Below are 17,192 nucleotides of genomic sequence, written 5' to 3' on the forward strand. Positions count from 1 at the left end.
GCTAGTTTGTAGGGTGTCGGGGAGGTCGGATCCACGTGCAGACGCGTACGTACTCGGGAGGAATGCCATGAAGGCCCAGGACGGGATGTACATCGACGGCGCGTGGCGGCCCGCCGTCGGAGCCGACCGGATCGAGGTCGTCAATCCGGCCGACGGCCAGGTCATCGCCGAGGTCCCGGCCGGCACCGCCGAGGACGTGGACGCGGCCGTACGCGCGGCCCGCGCGGCCCTGCCCGGCTGGGCGGCCACGCCTCCGGCCGAGCGCGCCGCCCTGATCGGGGCGCTCCGCGACGCACTGCAGGCCCGCAAGGGCGAGTTGACCGAGACCGTCACCGCCGAACTCGGCGCCCCGCTCCCCTTCGCGAAGGCGGTCCACGTCGGAGGGTCCATCGCCGTCACCGCCTCCTACGCCGAGATGGCCGCCTCGTACTCCTTCGAGGAGCGCATAGGGAACTCCACCGTCCTGCTGGAGCCGGTCGGTGTGGTCGGGGCCATCACCCCCTGGAACTACCCGCTGTACCAAGTCGTTGCAAAGGTGGCGCCCGCTCTCGCCGCCGGCTGCACCCTCGTCCTCAAGCCGGCCGAGGACACCCCGCTGACCGCACAGCTCTTCGCCGAGGCCGTGCACGACGCGGGGATCCCGGCCGGAGTCTTCAACCTGGTGACCGGTACCGGTCCGGTCGCCGGGCAGGCGCTGGCCGCGCACGAGGGAGTCGACTTCGTCTCCTTCACCGGCTCGACCGCCGTCGGCAGGAAGATCGGCGCCACGGCCGGCGCCGCCGTCAAGCGCGTCGCCCTCGAACTCGGCGGCAAATCGGCCAATGTCATCCTGCCCGGAGCCGACCTGGCCACGGCCGTCGCGGCAGGCGTCGGCCACGTCATGAACAACACCGGCCAGAGCTGTAACGCGCTCACCCGGATGCTCGTCCACCGGGACCAGTACGAGGAGGCGGTCTCGCTCGCGGCCGCCGCCGTCGCCGAATACCCCACCGGCGACCCCCGCGAGGCCGGTACCCGCATCGGCCCGGTCGTCAACGCGAAGCAGCACGAACGCGTCCGCGGCTTCATCGCCAAGGGCGTGGAGGAAGGCGCGCGCCTCGTCGCGGGCGGGACCGACGCGCCCCACGAGCAGGGCTACTTCGTGGCCCCCACCGTGTTCGCCGATGTCACGCCCGACATGACCATCGCCCAGGAGGAGATCTTCGGCCCCGTGCTGTCGATCCTCGCCTACGAGGACGAGGAGGAGGCCCTGCGCATCGCCAACGGCACCGTCTACGGCCTCGGCGGCGCCGTCTGGGCCGCGGACGAGGAGACGGCCGCGGCCTTCGCCCGCCGCATGGACACCGGGCAGGTGGACATCAACGGCGGCCGCTACAACATCCTCGCGCCCTTCGGCGGCTACAAGCAGTCGGGCGTCGGCCGCGAGCTGGGCCCGCACGGCCTCGCGGAGTACCTCCAGACCAAGTCCCTGCAGTTCTGATCCCGCGACACCGCAGAGTCCGCAGCCCCTCCACCCTCCCCCTCCCCAGCACCGGAAAGACGAGACGACGACCATGGTCCGCGCCGCCATCCTGCCCGCCGTCGGAGCCCCGCTGGAGATACGGGAGATCGTGCTGCCCGATCCCGGTCCCGGGCAGGTCCGCGTACGGCTCGCCGCAGCCGGGGTCTGCCACTCCGACCTCTCCCTCACCAACGGCACCATGCGGGTCCCCGTGCCCGCCGTCCTCGGCCACGAGGGCGCGGGCACGGTCCTCGCCGTCGGCGAGGGGGTCACGCACGTCGCGCCCGGCGACGGCGTGGTGCTCAACTGGGCGCCGTCCTGCGGGGAGTGCCACCACTGCACCCTCGGTGAGGTCTGGCTCTGCGCCAAGGCGCTCAGCGGGGTCGGGGCCGTCTACGCGCACGACGCGCAGGGCGCCGAGCTGCACCCCGGGCTGAACGTGGCCGCCTTCGCCGAGGAGACCGTCGTCGCGGCCAACTGCGTGCTGCCCGCGCCCGCCGGGATCCCGCTGGCCGAGGCAGCCCTGCTCGGCTGCGCCGTCCTCACCGGTTACGGGGCCGTCCACCACAGTGCCCAGGTCCGGCCGGGCGAGTCGGTGGCCGTCTTCGGCGTCGGCGGGGTCGGCCTGGCCGCCCTCCAGGCCGCCCGGATCGCGCAGGCGGGCCCGGTCATCGCCGTCGACGTGTCCCCGGCCAAGGAGGAACTGGCCCGCGCGGCCGGGGCCACCGCGTTCGTGCTCGCCTCCGACACCACCGCCAAGGAGATCCGCGCGCTCACCGGCGGGCAGGGCGCGGACGTCGCCGTCGAGTGCGTCGGACGGGCCGAGACCATCCGCGGAGCCTGGGAGTCCACCCGCCGCGGCGGCCGCACCACGGTCGTCGGCATCGGCGGCAAGGAGCAGCAGATCACCTTCCACGCGCTGGAGATCTTCCACTTCGCGCGCACCCTCACGGGCTGCGTCTACGGCAACAGCGACCCCGCCCGCGACCTCCCGGTGATCGCCGATCACGTCCGCGCCGGCCGCCTCGACCTCGGCGCCCTGGTCACCGACCGCATCACCCTCGACGGCATCCCGGCCGCCTTCGACGCCATGCTGGCGGGCAAGGGCGGCCGCTCCCTGGTCGTCTTCTAGCCGCGCCACCGCCGGCCCGCGCCGCCGCCCGGCCCGCGCCCGACCGGCGCGGCGGCCGATCTCAGTCGGCAGTGCCGGCCGGCGCGGCGTGCGCGCCCGCGCCCGCCGCGGCCTCTCGCCGCCGCCGCAGGTGCCGGTGTGCATCGTCCAGCGACCAGTACCCGGGCCAGTCCTCCTGGTAACCGGAGCTGATCCAGTCCAGCACCTCCTCGCCGCGCGGATCGTCGAGCAGCACGAGCGCCCGTACCGCCTCGACCTGGACCTCGACCGACGGATCGCCCAGCAGCGGCAGCAGCGCCTTGCGGAGGTCGGCGGAACGGTCCCCGCGCTCCGCCACCGCGCGGCATCCCTGGCCGCGCACCACGGCGTCGGCGTCCCGGAGGAAGTCGAGCAGCGCCGGGCGCACGCGCTCCTCGCCCGCGCAGCCGATGAACGCCCCGGCGACCGCCCGCCGGACCGCAGCGGACGGATGGCGCGCGTGGGGGAGCAGGGCGTGGGCGACGGCTGCGCCCGACCCTACGGGGTGGCAGTCCGAGAGGCCGACGAGCAGCACGGCGAGAACATCGGGCGACGGTTCGTCGGCCGCCCACGCGAGGAAGTGGTCCCACGTCAGTACCCGCAGGCAAGCGGGCCCGTCGACACAGGGACCGGCTTCGTCGCACTCGTCGAAGAGGGCCATGCAGCGCACCACTTCGGCGCCGAAGTGCCGTACGGAGGACAGCGGATGGCCGCGCAGGGCCGCCGCCTCCTCCCATGTCCCGCGGTCGGCCCGGCGGTACAGCACGCGCACGACCGCTTCGCGCGTCACGCCGTCGAGGTCGGCCTCCGCCTCGGCGCGTGCGAGGAGTTCCGCGAAGGGGGTCCGTATCCCGTGGGCCGCCTCCAGCGCGCACAGGATCGCCGTGTGCCCGGTGCGCACCCGCACGTCGGAGCCTGCCAGCCGCAGCAGGCCGGTGAAGGAGTACGCGTCGTCCGGGACGCGGCTGAGCTCCGCCGGGCCCGTGGCCCCCGTCCGGTGGCGCAGCTCGTTCTCGGCGCCCGTCTCGTGCCAGTGCCGGGCCAGTTCCAGGGCGGTGCGCCCATCGGGGCCCGTCGGCCAGGTCGGCACCGAGGAGGAAAGGAGCAGGGAGGCGACCCCGTAGGCGCCGGCGTCGACCGCGCGGAGCAGCGGGGTCCGACCGTCGGGACCCTGACGGTCCAGCCGCGCCCCGTGGCTGCGCAGGACGTCGACCACCGGGTACGCACCACGGGCCGCGGCGATGTCCAGCGCCGTCAGGCCGTCCGTGCCGACGGCCTCCAGGTCGGGACCCTCGTGCAGCACGGCCCGTACACGCACCGCGTCGTCGGCCCGCGCCGCGGCGATCAGGTCGGTGTCCCCGTGCGTCACGCAGGCTCCTTCAGCGCCTCGTACTGGAGGGCCAGGCCGTCGAGCAGCGCCGCCAGGCCCGTCTCGAAGGCGCCCTCGTCCACCTCGCGCTGCCGCTCGGCCAGCAGGTGGGCCTGGCCCAGGTGGGGGTAGTCCGCCGGGTCGTATGCGGCGCGGTCGTCCACGAAACCCCGGGCGAAGGAGCCCACGGCCGAGCCCAGGATGAAGTACCGCATCAGCGCGCCGATCCGGGTCGCCTGCGCCGGCGGCCAGCCGGCCGCCGTCATCGCGCCGAACACCGCGTCCGCCAGCCGCAGTCCGGCGGGGCGGCGGCCCGGCCCGCGGGCCACTACCGGCACGATGTTCGGATGGTCCGCCAGGGCGTCGCGGTACGAGTGCGCCCACGCGTGCAGGGACGCCCGCCAGTCCCGGCCGTCGTCGAACATCGACAAGTCGACCCGTGCGCTCACCGAGTCCGCCACCGCGTCCAGGATCTCGTCCTTGGTGCGGAAGTGGTTGTAGAGCGAGGGCCCGCTGACGCCGAGCGCGGCCGCCAGCCGCCGCGTCGACACCGCCTCCAGCCCCTCCGCGTCCACCAGCGCGCCGGCCGCCTCGACGATGCGGTCGCGGCTGAGGAGGGGCTTGCGCGGTCTGGCCATGCGCCACATAGTAGGGCCTGGCCACCATAAACTACCGGTGCTAGTTAAACGCCCCGGACGAGACGCCCGGAGGTGCCCGGTGAACCTGGAACCGAGCGAGGAGCAGAGCGCCGTACGCAGGCTCGCCCGCGAGTTCACCGAGCGCGAGGTCGTCCCGTACGCCGCCGCGTGGGACCGCGCCGAGAGCGTGGACCGGGCCATCGTCAAGAAGCTCGGCGACCTCGGCTTCCTCGGCCTGACCGTCCCCGAGGAGTACGGCGGCTCCGGCGGCGACCACCTCGCCTACGTCCTCGTCACCGAGGAGCTCGGACGCGGCGACTCCGCCGTACGCGGGATCGTCTCCGTCTCCCTCGGCCTGGTCGCCAAGACGATCGCCGCCTGGGGGACCGAGGAGCAGAAGCAGGAGTGGCTGCCCCGCCTCTGCTCCGGCGACGCGCTCGGCTGCTTCGGCCTGACCGAGCCCGGCACCGGCTCCGACGCGGGCGCCCTCACCACCCGCGCCGTGCGCGAGGGGGACGCGTACGTCATCAGCGGCAGCAAGATGTTCATCACCAACGGCACCTGGGCCGATGTGGTCCTCCTCTTCGCCCGCACCGGCGAGGAGCCCGGCCACCGCGGGATATCCGCCTTCCTCGTCCCCACCGACACGCCGGGCCTGACCCGCCGCGAGATCCACGGCAAGCTCGGCCTGCGCGGCCAGGCCACCGCCGAACTCGCCCTCGACGGCGTCCGCGTCCCCGCCTCCGCGATGCTCGGCCCCGAGGGCAAGGGCTTCTCGGTCGCCATGTCCGCCCTCGCCAAGGGCCGGATGTCGGTCGCCGCCGGCTGCGTCGGCATCGCACAGGCGGCCCTGGACGCGGCCGTCACGTACGCCGCCCAGCGCGAGCAGTTCGGCAAGCCGATCGCCCACCACCAGCTGGTGCAGGAGCTGATCGCCGACATCTCGGTCGACGTGGACGCGGCCCGGCTGCTGACCTGGCGGGTCGCCGACCTCATCGACCGCGGACAGCCCTTCGCCACCGAGTCCTCCACCGCCAAGCTCTTCGCCTCCGAGGCCGCCGTGCGCGCCGCCAGCAACGCCCTCCAGGTGCACGGAGGCTACGGCTACGTCGACGAGTACCCGGCCGGCAAACTGCTGCGCGACGCCCGCGTGATGACCCTGTACGAGGGCACCAGCCAGATCCAGAAGCTGCTCATCGGCCGCGCCCGCACCGGGGTTTCCGCCTTCTGAGCCCCAGCGGGTCGAGCGGGCCGAGCGGGTCGAGCGGGCCGAGCGGGCCGAGCGGGCTGAGTACCCGCATGAGTACGCGTGCGGATGTGCCCGCCCCCGCCGCGCCCGATGCTCGACCCATGAACGAGACACCGGTCAAGCAGCAGAGCACGGGGGCGTACTACGGCCAGGCCGTCGCCTCCTTCGGCATCGCCATCGGCGCCGTGTCCGTGGGGATCTACAACCTGGACGCGAACGGCTGGGTCCGCGCCTTCCTCGGCATCGCGGTCCTCTACCTCACCACCTCGGCCTTCACCCTCGCCAAGGTGATCCGCGACCGCCAGGAGGTCACGCAGATCGTCAGCCGGGTGGATCAGGCCAGGATGGAGAAGATGATGGCCGAGTACGACCCCTTCGCGCCGAAGTAGTCGGCAGTCGACCCGTCCGCACTAAGCGCTTGCTCACCCTCCGGTAGGGTGTTCACTTCCACACGGCGAAGAGGTGAGCGAGCGATGGACAGCGCGGAGGAGACGGTCGGCGGATACCGGCCGTGGTCCGAGGTCACCCCCGATGCCGCACGGCGGCTGCTCGTCGCCGCCGTCGAGGCCTTCGCCGAGCGCGGGTACCACGCCACCACCACACGTGACATCGCGGGCCGGGCCGGCATGAGCCCGGCCGCGCTCTACATCCACTACAAGACCAAGGAAGAGCTGCTCCACCGGATCAGCCGGATCGGCCACGACAAGGCGCTGGAGATCCTGACCACCGCGGCCGAGGGCCCCGGCTGCGCCGCCGAGCGGCTCGACGCCGCCGTACGGTCCTTCGTGCAGTGGCACGCGGCGCACCACACCACCGCGCGCGTGGTCCAGTACGAGCTCGACGCTCTCGCTCCGGAGCACCGCTCCGAAATCGTGGCACTGCGCCGGCAGAGCGACGCCGCCGTCCGCCGGATCCTCGCCGACGGGGTCGCGGCAGGGGAGTTCGACGTCCCGGACGTGCCGGGCACCACCCTCGCGGTGCTCTCGCTGTGCATCGACGTGGCCCGCTGGTTCAACGTGGGCGGGCAGCGCACGCCCGACGAGGTCGGCGGGCTCTACTCCGACCTCGTGCTCCGCATGGTGGCAGTGCCTCAGAAGTAGTAGCGGGACACCGACTCCGCCACGCACACCGGCTTGTCGCCGCCCTCGCGTTCGACCGTCACCGTGGCCGTGACCTGCACGCCCCCGCCCGCCTCCGTGACCTCCGTGATCGCGGCCGTGGCGCGCAGCCGCGAGCCGACCGGCACCGGCGCGGGGAAACGCACCTTGTTCGTCCCGTAGTTGAGACCCATCTTCATGCCCTCGACCCGCATGATCTGCGGCACCAGGATGGGCAGCAGGGACAGCGTCAGATAGCCGTGCGCGATGGTGGAACCGAAGGGTCCGCCCGCTGCCCGCTCCGGGTCCACGTGGATCCACTGGTGATCGCCCGTGGCGTCCGCGAAGAGGTCGATCCGCTTCTGGTCCACCTCCAGCCACTCGCTGGGACCGAGCGGCGCGCCGATCCCGGCGCGCAGTTCCTCGGCGGACGTGAAGACCCTCGGCTCGGCCATGCCCTGTTCCTGTCTCTCGCGGACGACTGACGGACGAATAAGCGCTTGCTCAGCATGCTGGGACCGCATGTGTATGTCAACGGACCTCCGACTACCCTCGGCCGGGTGCCGCAGATTCCCGAGAAAGTCCACGAGCTCACCGTCGGCCAGCTGTCCGCCCGTAGCGGCGCGGCCGTCTCCGCACTCCACTTCTACGAGGCCAAGGGCCTGATCAGCAGCCGTCGCACCTCCGGCAACCAGCGCCGCTACACCCGTGACGCGCTGCGTCGCGTCGCCTTCGTGCGCGCCGCCCAGCGCGTGGGCATCCCGCTGGCCAGCATCCGCGACGCCCTGGCCCAGCTCCCCGAGGAACGCACCCCCACCCGCGAGGACTGGGCCCGCCTCTCCGAGGCCTGGCGCACCGAGCTGGACGAGCGGATCATGCGGCTCGGCCGACTGCGCGACCACCTCACGGACTGCATCGGCTGCGGCTGTCTCTCGATGAAGACCTGCGCCCTGTCCAACCCCGACGACGTCTTCGGCGAACGCCTCACCGGCTCGCGGCTGTAATCCCCGCGGCGGCCGTGCCCCGCGCCATCAGGTCCCGGGCCGCCGCCACCAGTTCGGCAGTCGACCGTGCCGGCCGCCCGTCCGGCAGGTGCAGTACGTCGCCCACGCCGGTGCGCGCACCCGTTCCGCACCGCGCGGCCAGCCGCAGCACCGGCCAGGCGGCCGCCTCCCGCCCGCACACCAGCACCGCCACCGGAGGCAGCCCGCGCAGCCCGGCCATCAGCGCCGGATCGGCCGCCGCGAGCTCGACCACGAGCCGGACCCGCCCGGGCTCGCGCACCGGCCAGGCCAGGAACCGTGCCATCGGTTCCGGGCCGGCCGGTCCGCCCACCGGCACCACCGCGTCCACCGAAACCCCCCGCGCCAGCAGCGCCCGCGCCAGCTCCCCGGCCCCCGGCTCCCCGAAGCGCACCACCGCCCGGTCCGGCAGCACCGTCCACGAGCGCACCCGCTCCAGCCGCCCCGCCGGATCGGGCTCGGCCCCGATGCCCGCCGGCACCGACAGCGGTACGTGGACCCCCGCGCCCCGCATCGCCGCCAGCACCGGCCCCACCACCCGCGGCGAGAGGCTCTCCCGCCCGCACGGCGTCCGTGGGTGCACCAGCACCTCCCCGGCCCCGGCGGCGACCGCCGCCAGCGCCGACTCCGCCAGATCCGCCGGCGACATCGGCACGGCCGGGCCGTCCGCGGCGCTCCGCGCACCGTTCACCGAGGCCAGCAGCAACGGCAGCAACGGAAGCAACGGCAGCAATGGCATCACGCCGCCCCCGCCTGGGGCGTCTCCGCGAGCGCCGGTCTCGGCACCACGATCCCGCAGCCCGCGCACACCGGCCCGTCCCAGGCCCACGCGCCCTCCCACGGACCGATCGTCGTCACCGCCGGCCACCGCAGTTCGGTGTCCCCGCAGACCGGGCACGCCGTCCCGGGCTCCGACTCCAGCGCCCGGACCAGCCGCCGCAGCACCTCGCCCAGCGCCCCCTCCGGCCGCACGCCCGGATCCGCGCACCGCACCACCGCGTCCCCGCTCCCGCCCCACGCCCACTCCGGCCGGCGCAGCCCGTCGTGCTTCTCCCGGCGGCGCCGCTCCGCGAAATGGCGCTCGTACTCCAGCCAGACCGCCCGCGCGTCCTCCAGCTCCTCCAGCGCGGCGACCAGCCGCAGCGGATCCGCCCCCCGGTCCTCGGGGGCGATCCCGTGCCGGTCACACAGGTGCCACCACGTGGCCCGGTGCCCGTACGGGGCGAACCGCTCCAGGCAACGGCGCAGCGAATGGCGCCGCAAGGCCCGGTCATTGCGCGCGTCGCGCACCTGGTAGGCCAGACTCCGGAATCCCGCCATCACACCATCACCTCCGCCGATGTGCCCAACATGCCCTGCCCGGGCCGGGCGCATGCGGGGGCGGTCGAGGCGTGCGGGTGGCACATGGCCGGAACTCAGCGCCCCATGCGCCCCGCGGTCACCACCACCCGGGCCAGTTCCTCGTGGCAGATGTCGCTGTGCGCCCCCGAGGGGGCACCGCCGCGGCGGACCACGGAGCCCGCGTCCACACTGACGCAACCGGCCGCGGGCACCCCCTCGCGCAGGGCCGTGGCGAGGCTCAGCCGCGGCGCGCCCGGCACCGCCTGCACCCCGTCGTGCCCGATGGCGCCCCACCGTTCGTCGAAGCCCAGCACTCCGGCCGAATCCCCTGCCATCCGGGAGGCCAGCGGATAGAAGAGCTTGAGGGCCGAGTCGTGCGGGGAGTGGCAGGCCACCACCGGCCCGTCGACGCGGCGCTGGAGGCCGCGCAGGGCGCCGCCGGTGCTCCTGTCGTGCGGCAGCCGGTCGGCGAACGCGTAGTGGGAGAAGGCCCCCTGGAGCAGGGTCACGGACTTCACGTACCGGGCGCCGTCCGGCAGCGCGCGCAGCGCGAAGGACACCACCCGCGCCCCGAAGCTGTGTCCGATCAGGTGGAACCGCAGGGCCGGGCGGTCGCCCGCCAGCTGTGCCAGCACCGGGCCGAGACCCCGCTCGCCCACCACGCCCGCCCGCTTCTTCATCTTGTAGTACGTCGCCTGCCGCAGCAGCTCCTTGGCCCCGCCCCACAGGCCGCGCAGGGCGCCGCCGACCGCGAGGCCCGGGCCCTCGATTCCGTCGGCCCCGTCGGCCCCGTCGGCCGGCGCGCCCGCCGCGGCCAGGGCGCGGGAGAGCGCCCGGCACACCTCCAGCACGTCGTCCGTGAAGAGGGCGGGGACCGCCGGAGCCGCCGCCGCGGGCACCGCGTCCACCCCCGCCAGCTCCCGTACGAGCGCACCGAACTCGATGAACGCCGCCGCCGACTCCGGCCGCTCCTCCAGCAGCTCCGCCACCCGGTCCAGCTCCGCCTGCCGTCCCGGCCAGAACTCCCCGAGCGCCCGGCGGGTCAGGGGGTCCAGTGCCGTGCCGAAGCCGGGCTCCGCGAGGGCGCCGGGTGCGTCGAAGTCGGGGATCGGCTCGTCGGAGAACCGCATCGAGGGCCACACGACACCCACGTACCCCAGCCGTACCCCCGACCCCACCAGCCCCGGGAAGGGGGCGAAGAACCGGTCGTAGAGCCGGGTCGCGGTGGACCGGTCGCTGTTCCAGCCGTGTGCGAAGACCAGCACGTCCGTGGCCTCCATCCGGGCCACCGTGCCCTGCGTGGCCCGGTCCACGTCCCCTTCGGAGTCGAAGGTCAGCTCCGCGTACGGTCCGACGCCGATCCCGGCCGTGACCCCGGGCCGGTACCCCGCCGGGATCGCGGCCGCAGCCCCGGCCGCAGCCCCGGCCGCCGTCCCGGCCGAAGTCCCGGCCCCGATTCCGAACCCGCCACCGATGTCCGCCATGACGTCCCCCTCCACGCCGTGCCCTCCGGTGCTGCCAGCATCCTGCTGACGCGCCCGCCCGGCCAGCCCCCCGGCGCGCTCGGCTCACTCGTAGAGGAGGTATTCCCCGCGCGTCGCCCTGAACCGCGCCAGCCCCGCCGCCCAGTCGCCCGCGATCTCCTCCACCCCGGCCCCCGCGTCCACCATGGTCCGCACCCGGTCCGAGCCGGTCAGCCGGTCGATCCAGTGGTCCGTCCGCCAGCCGAAACCGCTCCACGCCCGCCGCGCGGTGACCAGCAGCCCGATCCCGGCCCGTACCGGGTCGAAGGCCTCCCGGTCGTGGACGATCAGCCGGACCCCGCCGCACACCTTCCCCACGTGCTTGGAGAAGGTCGGGGTGAAGTACGCCTCCCGGAACCACACTCCGGGCAGGCCCAGCGCGTTCGCCGCCTCCGCCCACCGCCGGTCGATCCCCTCCGCGCCCACCACCTCGAAGGGCGTGGTCGTCCCGCGCCCCTCGGAGAGGTTCGTCCCCTCGAACAGGCACGTGCCGGAGTATGCGAGGGCCGTGTCCGGGGTCGGCATGTTCGGGCTCGGCGGCACCCAGGGCAGCCCGGTCTCCCCGAAGAACGACTGCCGCCGCCACCCGGACATCGCCACCGTCCGCAGCCGCACCGGACGGTCGGCCAGGAACTCGCCGTTGAAGAGCAGGGCCAGTTCGGCCGCCGTCATCCCGTGCGCGAGCGCGATCGGCTCCCGGCCCACGAAGCTCGCGTACGGCCGTTCCAGTACGGGCCCCGCCGCCCGGCGGCCGCCCACCGGATTCGGCCGGTCCAGCACCACCACCGCCTTGCCGGCGAGCGCGGCCGCGCGCATGCAGTCGTAGAGGGTCCAGATGTAGGTGTAGAAGCGCGCCCCGACGTCCTGGATGTCGAAGACGACGGTGTCGACCCCGGCCGCCGTGAACACGTCCGCGAGCCGCTGCCCGCTCTTGTCGTACGTGTCGTACACCGGCAGCCCGGTCGCCGGATCCCGGGAGGCCCCCTCGGAGTCGCCGGCCTGCGCCGTGCCGCGGAACCCGTGCTCGGGGCCGAACACCGCGACCAGGTCCACCCGTTCGTCCGCGTGCAGTACGTCGACCAGGTGGCGGGCGTCGGCGGTGATCCCGGTGGGGTTGGTGACCACCCCGACCTTCTGCCCGGCCAGGAGGGCGTACCCGTCCGCGGCGAGCCGCTCGAAGCCGGTACGCACCCGGTCCGCCGCCCGCACCCGGTCCGCCGCCCGCACCCGGTCCGCCGCCCGCGGCGCGGAGCCCCGGCCCGCCGGTGCCGTCCCGGCAGCCCCTGCGGCGGCCGCCGTCCCCACGGCTCCCACGGCGCCCGCCGTTCCCACTGATCCCAAGGCCCCCGCCAGTCCCAGCACCCCGCGTCGCGACAGCGTCATCCGGCCACGCTACGAGTCCGGCCCCTTCCACCCGCACATACCGACTGGTTAGTCTGCCGCCATCCGGTCTTCGGATCCGGCACTCGGCACTCGGCCTCCGGCCGCACGAAAGGTGATCCCCGTGAACGCGTACCAGGACCAGCGAGTCGTCGTCACCGGCGCGGGCGGCGGCATCGGCGCCGCCCTCGCGCACCGCTTCGCGGCCGAGGGCGCCACGGTGGTGGTCAACGACCTCGACCCGGCCAAGGCCGCCGCGGTGGCGGGCGCGATCGGAGCCCGGGCGATCCCCGTGCCGGGCGATGCCTCGGAGATCGTGGCCGAGGCCCGCGAGGCCCTCGGCGGGACGGTCGACGTCTACTGTGCCAACGCCGGACTCGCCTCGGGCGGCGACGCGTTCGCCGACGAGGCCGTCTGGGAAGCGGCCTGGGACACCAACGTCATGGCCCACGTCCGCGCCGCCAGGCTGCTGCTGCCGGACTGGCTGGAGCGGGGGACCGGCCGTTTCGTGTCCACCGTCTCCGCCGCCGGACTGCTGACCATGATCGGAGCGGCCCCGTACAGTGTCACCAAGCACGGTGCGCTCGCCTTCGCCGAATGGCTCTCGCTGACCTACCGACACCGCGGTGTCCAGGTCCACGCGATCTGCCCGCAAGGGGTGCGCACCGACATGCTGACCGCCGCGGGCTCGGCGGGCGAACTCGTCCTGGCGCCGACCGCGATCGAGCCGGAAGCGGTCGCGGACGCACTGTTCGACGGCATGGAGAAGGGCCGGTTCTTGATCCTCCCGCACCCCGAGGTCGCCGACTTCTACGCCGCCCGCGCCACCGAGCCGGACCGCTGGCTGAGCGGCATGAACCACCTCCAGCAGAAATGGGAGACGCGGTGACCTCCTCGTACGCCGCCCGGCCCTGGCTCGGGCTGCTCGCACCGGCCCAGCGGGAGCCCGTCGCGCCGCCGCCCACCGTGCTGCACGCCTTCCGCGCGGCCGCCGCCCGGGCCCCGGAGCGCACCGCGCTCGCCTACTTCGACGGCCGGATCGGCTACGCCGAGGCCGACGCGCTCTCCGACTCCGTCGCCGGTCACCTCGCGGCGCGCGGCCTGCGCCGCGGGGACCGGGTCGCGGTCATGCTGCAGAACACCCCGCACTTCGTGCTGGCCGTCCTCGCCGCCTGGAAGGCCGGGGCCGTCGTCGTCCCGCTCAACCCGATGTACAAGTCCGGCGAGGTCCGGCACGTCCTGCGCGACTCCGGGGCCGCCGCGCTGGTCTGCGACGGCCGCGCGTGGACGGCGTACCTGGCCGAGGCCGTCCGGGACAGCGCCGTACGGACCGTCCTGACCGCCTCGGACCTGGACTTCCAGACGCGCAACGACCCGCGCGTCTTCGGCCCGCAGCCCGGACCGGACGCGTCCGCCCCGCCGGCCCGACCCGGCCTCCCCGCCCCACCGGAGCTCCCGGCCCGGCCCCGCCTGCCGGCCCAGCGCGGACCGGTGGCACCGGAGCGGCTCGTCCCCGTACCCGCGCCCGTACCTGCTCCCGTATCCACCCCCCTGCCCGGAGGGCACACCGCCGACCTCCTCACCGTGGCCCGCGGCGGGCGCCCCGCACCGGACGACCCGCGGCTCACCGCCGCCGACACCGCCCTCATCAGCTACACCTCCGGCACCAGCGGCACCCCCAAGGGCGCCATGAACCCGCACGGCGCGCTCACGTACAACGCCGTACGGCAGGTCACCTCCCACCCCCTGCCCGAGGGCGCCGTCTACTTCGCCCTCGCGCCCCTCTTCCACATCACCGGCATGGTCTGCGAGCTCGCCGCCTGCTTCGCCAACGCCGGCACCCTGGTCCTCGCCCACCGTTTCGAGGCGGGCACCGTCCTCGACGCCTTCCTCGAACACCGCCCCGCCTACACCGTCGGCCCGGCCACCGCCTTCATGGCCCTCGCCGCCCACCCCGCCGTCACCCCCGACCACTTCGCCTCCTTCCAGGTGATCTCCTCCGGCGGCGCCCCGCTCCCGCCCGCCCTCGTCGAACGCCTGCGCACCGCCTTCGGCTTCTACCTCCGCAACGGCTACGGCCTGACCGAGTGCACCGCCCCCTGCGCCAGCGTGCCGGTCCACCTCGAGGCCCCCGTCGACCCGGCCTCCGGCACCCTCTCCGTGGGCCTGCCCGGCGCCGACACCGTCGTGCGCATCCTCGACGAGCAGGGCGGCGAGGTCCCCTTCGGCGAGACCGGCGAGATAGCCGTCCGCGGCCCCCAGGTCGTGCCCGGCTACTGGGGGCTGCCCGCGGAATCCGCCCAGGCCTTCCCCGGCGGTGAACTGCGCACCGGGGACGTCGGTTTCATGGACCCGGACGGCTGGCTCTACGTCGTCGACCGCAAGAAGGACATGATCAACGCCTCCGGCTTCAAGGTCTGGCCGCGGGAGGTCGAGGACGTGCTCTACACCCACCCCGCCGTCCGCGAGGCCGCCGTGGTCGGCGTCCCCGACCCCTACCGCGGGGAGAGCGTCAAGGCCTACGTGAGCCTGCGCCCCGGGGCCTCGGCCGAGCCGGAGGAACTGTCCGCGTACTGTGCCGCGCGCATCGCCGCGTACAAATACCCGCGCCAGGTGGAGATCCTGCCTGTCCTTCCGAAGACGACCAGTGGCAAGATCCTGCGACGGGAACTGCGCGATCGCGGCTGAAAACAGTCGGACGGTCGTACAGCTGGTCGCAGTGACCAGGCAGGAACGAGGAAGGGAAGGTCAGCGCCATGGCGGCACGGACCACGGAACCCGCAGGCACGCACGAGGCCCCGGTACCGCAGCGGCTGCTGGCCGTCGCCACCCGGCTGTTCGCCGAGCGCGGCTACGACCGCACCTCGGTCCAGGAGATCGTCGAGGCGGCCGGTGTCACCAAGGGCGCGCTCTACCACTACTTCGGGTCCAAGGACGACCTGCTGCACGAGGTGTACGCGCGGATGTTGCGCCTGCAGCAGCAGCGGCTCGACGCGGTGGCCGATTCCGACGCGCCCGTCGAGGAGCGGCTGCGCACCGCGGCCGCCGACGTGGTCGTCACGACCATCGAGAACCTCGACGACGCGATGATCTTCTTCCGGTCGATGCACCAGCTCAGCCCCGAGAAGTTCAAGCAGGTCCGGGCGGAGCGCCGGCGCTACCACGAGCGCTTCCGCGCGCTGGTCGAGGAAGGTCAGCGCACGGGGGTGTTCTCCAGTGCCACCCCCGCCGACCTGGTCGTGGACTACCACTTCGGCTCCGTGCACCACCTGTCCACCTGGTACCGGGCGGACGGCCCGCTCACCCCGCAGCAGGTCGCCGACCACCTCGCCGACCTGCTGCTGCGCGCGCTGCGCCCCTGACGGGTCACCGCTCCAGGACGGGGTAGTCGGTGTAGCCCTCCGCCTCCTGTACGTACATCAGGAACTCCGGGCGGAGCTCGTTGAGCGGCGCGCCCGTGCGCAGCCGCTCCACGAGATCGGGGTTGGCGAGGAAGCCCCGGCCCAGGGCCACCAGATCGGCGCCCGCGGCCAGCAGCAGTTCGCCGCGCCGCCTGCCGCCGTCGGCCGCGAGCTCCTCGTGGGAGAGCGCGGGGTTGGCGATCAGCGTGCCGGGCCAGGCCCGGCGGATCTCGGTGAAGGCGGGCTGGTCCGGGGCGGCGTGGACCTGGTGGAGATAGCCCGGCCCGACGTCCGCGAGGGCCTTGACCAGCGCCGGGTAGATCTCCCCGGTGTCACCCTCGTCGATGCCGTTGACGTTCGCTCCGGGCGAGATCCGTACGCCGACCCGCTCGGCGCCGATCGCCCCGGCGACGGCCCGGACCACCTCGACGGTGAACCGGATCCGCCCCTCGACGGCCCCGCCCCACGCGTCGGTGCGCCGGTTGGTGTTCCGCGACAGGAACTGGTGGAGCAGGTGTCCGTTGGCGGCGTGCACCTCCACGCCGGCGAAGCCCGCCTCGACGGCGCCCCGGGCGGCGTCCGCGAAGTCGGCGATGGTCGACGCGATGTCCTCGGCCGTCATCTCCCGGGGCACGACGGCCTCCCGCAGCCCGCCGGGCGTGTGCAGCGGCTCGGGGAACCGCACCGCCGACGGGGCGAGCGGGACGTGCCCGCTGGTGTCGGGGTGCCCGACCCGGCCACCGTGCTGGAGCTGGAGGAACATCCGCCCGCCGGCCGCGCGCACGGCCTCGGTGACCCGGCGCCATCCGGCGATCTGCGCCGGGCTGTGGATGCCGGGGATGTGCGGATAGGTCTGGCCGACGGCGTTGGGGGTGGTGCCCTCGGCGATGATCAGACCGGCCGAGGCGCGCTGGGCGTAGTAGGTGGCCATGAGCTCGCCGGGGACCCCGTCGGCCCCGGCGCGGTTGCGCGTCAGCGGGGCCATCACCAGGCGGCTGGGCAGCTCCAGGCCGCCGAGGCGGGCCGGTTCGAAGAGACGGGATGCGGTGGGGGCCTGCTGTGTCTGCGTCATGCCGGTACCGTAAAACCTGACATTGATGTCAGATTCAAGACCTGAGGTGGGCCATGCGGATCGGGGAACTGTCGGCGCGCACCGGTGTCGGCGAGCGTTCGCTGCGCTACTACGAGACCCAGGGCCTGCTCGTGTCCGACCGGACCCCCGGCGGCCACCGGGAGTTCTCCGAGCGGGCCGTGGACCGGGTCATCCGCATCCAGGAGCTCTACGCGGCCGGCCTGAACAGTGCCAAGATCGCCCGGATCCTGCCCTGCATGCGGGACGAGGACGGCGGCCCGTCCGTGCGCGCCACCCCGCAGCTGGTGGCCGAACTGGCCGCCGAGCGCGAGCGGATCGACCGGCTGATCGGCGACCTCCGCCGCTCCCGCGAGGTCCTGGACGAGGTCATCGACGCGGCGGCGGCGGGCCGCGCCTCCGCCTGACCCGACGGCCCGGCCCGGCCGCGG

Annotated in this window: 18 protein-coding genes; 10 read left to right on the forward strand and 8 right to left on the reverse strand. The window is 74.2% G+C overall.

Going from position 1 to position 17,192, the window contains the following annotated elements; translation table 11 throughout:
- Positions 1-67: 67 nt before the first annotated feature.
- A complete protein-coding gene (locus ACFYZ4_RS36335) occupies positions 68-1,480 on the forward strand; it encodes an aldehyde dehydrogenase family protein (protein WP_384351802.1) in 1,413 nt (470 codons plus the stop codon).
- 73 nt (positions 1,481-1,553) lie between these two features.
- Complete coding sequence (locus ACFYZ4_RS36340) at positions 1,554-2,633, forward strand: Zn-dependent alcohol dehydrogenase (protein WP_351296615.1); 1,080 nt, start codon at positions 1,554-1,556, stop codon at positions 2,631-2,633.
- A 61-nt stretch (positions 2,634-2,694) separates the two neighbouring features.
- Here the strand turns inward: ACFYZ4_RS36340 and ACFYZ4_RS36345 are convergent, their stop codons facing one another.
- Positions 2,695-4,020 carry a HEAT repeat domain-containing protein gene (locus ACFYZ4_RS36345; protein ID WP_390785981.1) on the reverse strand — a complete coding sequence of 442 codons (1,326 nt, stop codon included), beginning with the start codon at positions 4,018-4,020 and terminating at the stop codon, positions 2,695-2,697.
- On the reverse strand, positions 4,017-4,667 hold the full coding sequence (locus ACFYZ4_RS36350) for a TetR/AcrR family transcriptional regulator (protein ID WP_390785982.1): 651 nt from the start codon (positions 4,665-4,667) through the stop codon (positions 4,017-4,019). The genes ACFYZ4_RS36345 and ACFYZ4_RS36350 overlap by 4 nt, the downstream gene beginning before the upstream one ends.
- A gap of 70 nt (positions 4,668-4,737) precedes the next feature.
- Between ACFYZ4_RS36350 and ACFYZ4_RS36355 the strand changes: the two genes are divergently transcribed.
- From ACFYZ4_RS36355 to ACFYZ4_RS36365, 3 genes are all read left to right on the forward strand, one after another.
- Positions 4,738-5,889 carry an acyl-CoA dehydrogenase family protein gene (locus ACFYZ4_RS36355; protein WP_390785983.1) on the forward strand — a complete coding sequence of 384 codons (1,152 nt, stop codon included), beginning with the start codon at positions 4,738-4,740 and terminating at the stop codon, positions 5,887-5,889.
- Positions 5,890-6,008: 119 nt separating this feature from the next.
- On the forward strand, positions 6,009-6,296 hold the full coding sequence (locus ACFYZ4_RS36360) for a YiaA/YiaB family inner membrane protein (RefSeq protein ID WP_351296626.1): 288 nt from the start codon (positions 6,009-6,011) through the stop codon (positions 6,294-6,296).
- 84 nt (positions 6,297-6,380) lie between these two features.
- The gene (locus ACFYZ4_RS36365; protein WP_351296629.1) at positions 6,381-7,007 is read left to right on the forward strand and encodes a TetR/AcrR family transcriptional regulator; all 627 of its coding nucleotides are present in this window, start codon (positions 6,381-6,383) and stop codon (positions 7,005-7,007) included.
- On the opposite strand, the gene ACFYZ4_RS36370 is transcribed toward ACFYZ4_RS36365, so the two are convergent.
- Positions 6,998-7,459 (reverse strand): MaoC family dehydratase, encoded by a 462-nt coding sequence (locus ACFYZ4_RS36370; RefSeq protein WP_351296632.1) that lies wholly within the window; start codon positions 7,457-7,459, stop codon positions 6,998-7,000. The genes ACFYZ4_RS36365 and ACFYZ4_RS36370 overlap by 10 nt on opposite strands.
- A gap of 105 nt (positions 7,460-7,564) precedes the next feature.
- On the opposite strand from ACFYZ4_RS36370, the gene soxR reads away from it, so the two are divergent.
- Positions 7,565-8,008, forward strand: a complete 444-nt coding sequence (gene soxR / locus ACFYZ4_RS36375) for a redox-sensitive transcriptional activator SoxR (protein ID WP_351296635.1) — start codon at positions 7,565-7,567, stop codon at positions 8,006-8,008.
- Here soxR and ACFYZ4_RS36380 read toward each other — a convergent pair.
- The 4 genes from ACFYZ4_RS36380 to ACFYZ4_RS36395 all read right to left on the reverse strand — a co-directional run bounded on the left by ACFYZ4_RS36380 (position 7,989) and on the right by ACFYZ4_RS36395 (position 12,273).
- Entirely contained in the window at positions 7,989-8,765 is a 777-nt protein-coding gene (locus ACFYZ4_RS36380) for a 3-keto-5-aminohexanoate cleavage protein (protein ID WP_390786003.1), read from the reverse strand. The genes soxR and ACFYZ4_RS36380 overlap by 20 nt on opposite strands.
- Positions 8,765-9,346 (reverse strand): hypothetical protein, encoded by a 582-nt coding sequence (locus tag ACFYZ4_RS36385; RefSeq protein WP_351296641.1) that lies wholly within the window; start codon positions 9,344-9,346, stop codon positions 8,765-8,767. The genes ACFYZ4_RS36380 and ACFYZ4_RS36385 overlap by 1 nt, the downstream gene beginning before the upstream one ends.
- A 95-nt stretch (positions 9,347-9,441) precedes the next feature.
- Positions 9,442-10,851 carry a serine-threonine protein kinase gene (locus ACFYZ4_RS36390; protein WP_390785984.1) on the reverse strand — a complete coding sequence of 470 codons (1,410 nt, stop codon included), beginning with the start codon at positions 10,849-10,851 and terminating at the stop codon, positions 9,442-9,444.
- 84 nt (positions 10,852-10,935) lie between these two features.
- Entirely contained in the window at positions 10,936-12,273 is a 1,338-nt protein-coding gene (locus tag ACFYZ4_RS36395; protein WP_390785985.1) for an exo-beta-N-acetylmuramidase NamZ domain-containing protein, read from the reverse strand.
- A gap of 112 nt (positions 12,274-12,385) precedes the next feature.
- Here ACFYZ4_RS36395 and ACFYZ4_RS36400 point away from each other — a divergent pair, with 112 nt between their 5' ends.
- The 3 genes from ACFYZ4_RS36400 (at position 12,386) to ACFYZ4_RS36410 (ending at position 15,632) form a co-directional block, all read left to right on the forward strand.
- Complete coding sequence (locus tag ACFYZ4_RS36400; RefSeq protein WP_351296650.1) at positions 12,386-13,159, forward strand: SDR family oxidoreductase; 774 nt, start codon at positions 12,386-12,388, stop codon at positions 13,157-13,159.
- Positions 13,144-14,958 carry an AMP-binding protein gene (locus tag ACFYZ4_RS36405; RefSeq protein ID WP_390785986.1) on the forward strand — a complete coding sequence of 605 codons (1,815 nt, stop codon included), beginning with the start codon at positions 13,144-13,146 and terminating at the stop codon, positions 14,956-14,958. The genes ACFYZ4_RS36400 and ACFYZ4_RS36405 overlap by 16 nt, the downstream gene beginning before the upstream one ends.
- Before the next feature lie 68 nt (positions 14,959-15,026).
- The gene (locus ACFYZ4_RS36410; RefSeq protein WP_351296656.1) at positions 15,027-15,632 is read left to right on the forward strand and encodes a TetR/AcrR family transcriptional regulator; all 606 of its coding nucleotides are present in this window, start codon (positions 15,027-15,029) and stop codon (positions 15,630-15,632) included.
- Positions 15,633-15,636: 4 nt separating this feature from the next.
- Here ACFYZ4_RS36410 and ACFYZ4_RS36415 read toward each other — a convergent pair whose 3' ends face one another.
- On the reverse strand, positions 15,637-16,743 hold the full coding sequence (locus ACFYZ4_RS36415; RefSeq protein WP_390785987.1) for an alkene reductase: 1,107 nt from the start codon (positions 16,741-16,743) through the stop codon (positions 15,637-15,639).
- 53 nt (positions 16,744-16,796) lie between these two features.
- Between ACFYZ4_RS36415 and ACFYZ4_RS36420 the strand changes: the two genes are divergently transcribed.
- A complete protein-coding gene (locus ACFYZ4_RS36420) occupies positions 16,797-17,168 on the forward strand; it encodes a MerR family transcriptional regulator (protein WP_390785988.1) in 372 nt (123 codons plus the stop codon).
- Positions 17,169-17,192 lie beyond the last annotated feature (24 nt).

The sequence above is a fragment of the Streptomyces sp. NPDC001513 genome (assembly GCF_042894695.1).
GTDB lineage: Bacteria > Actinomycetota > Actinomycetes > Streptomycetales > Streptomycetaceae > Streptomyces.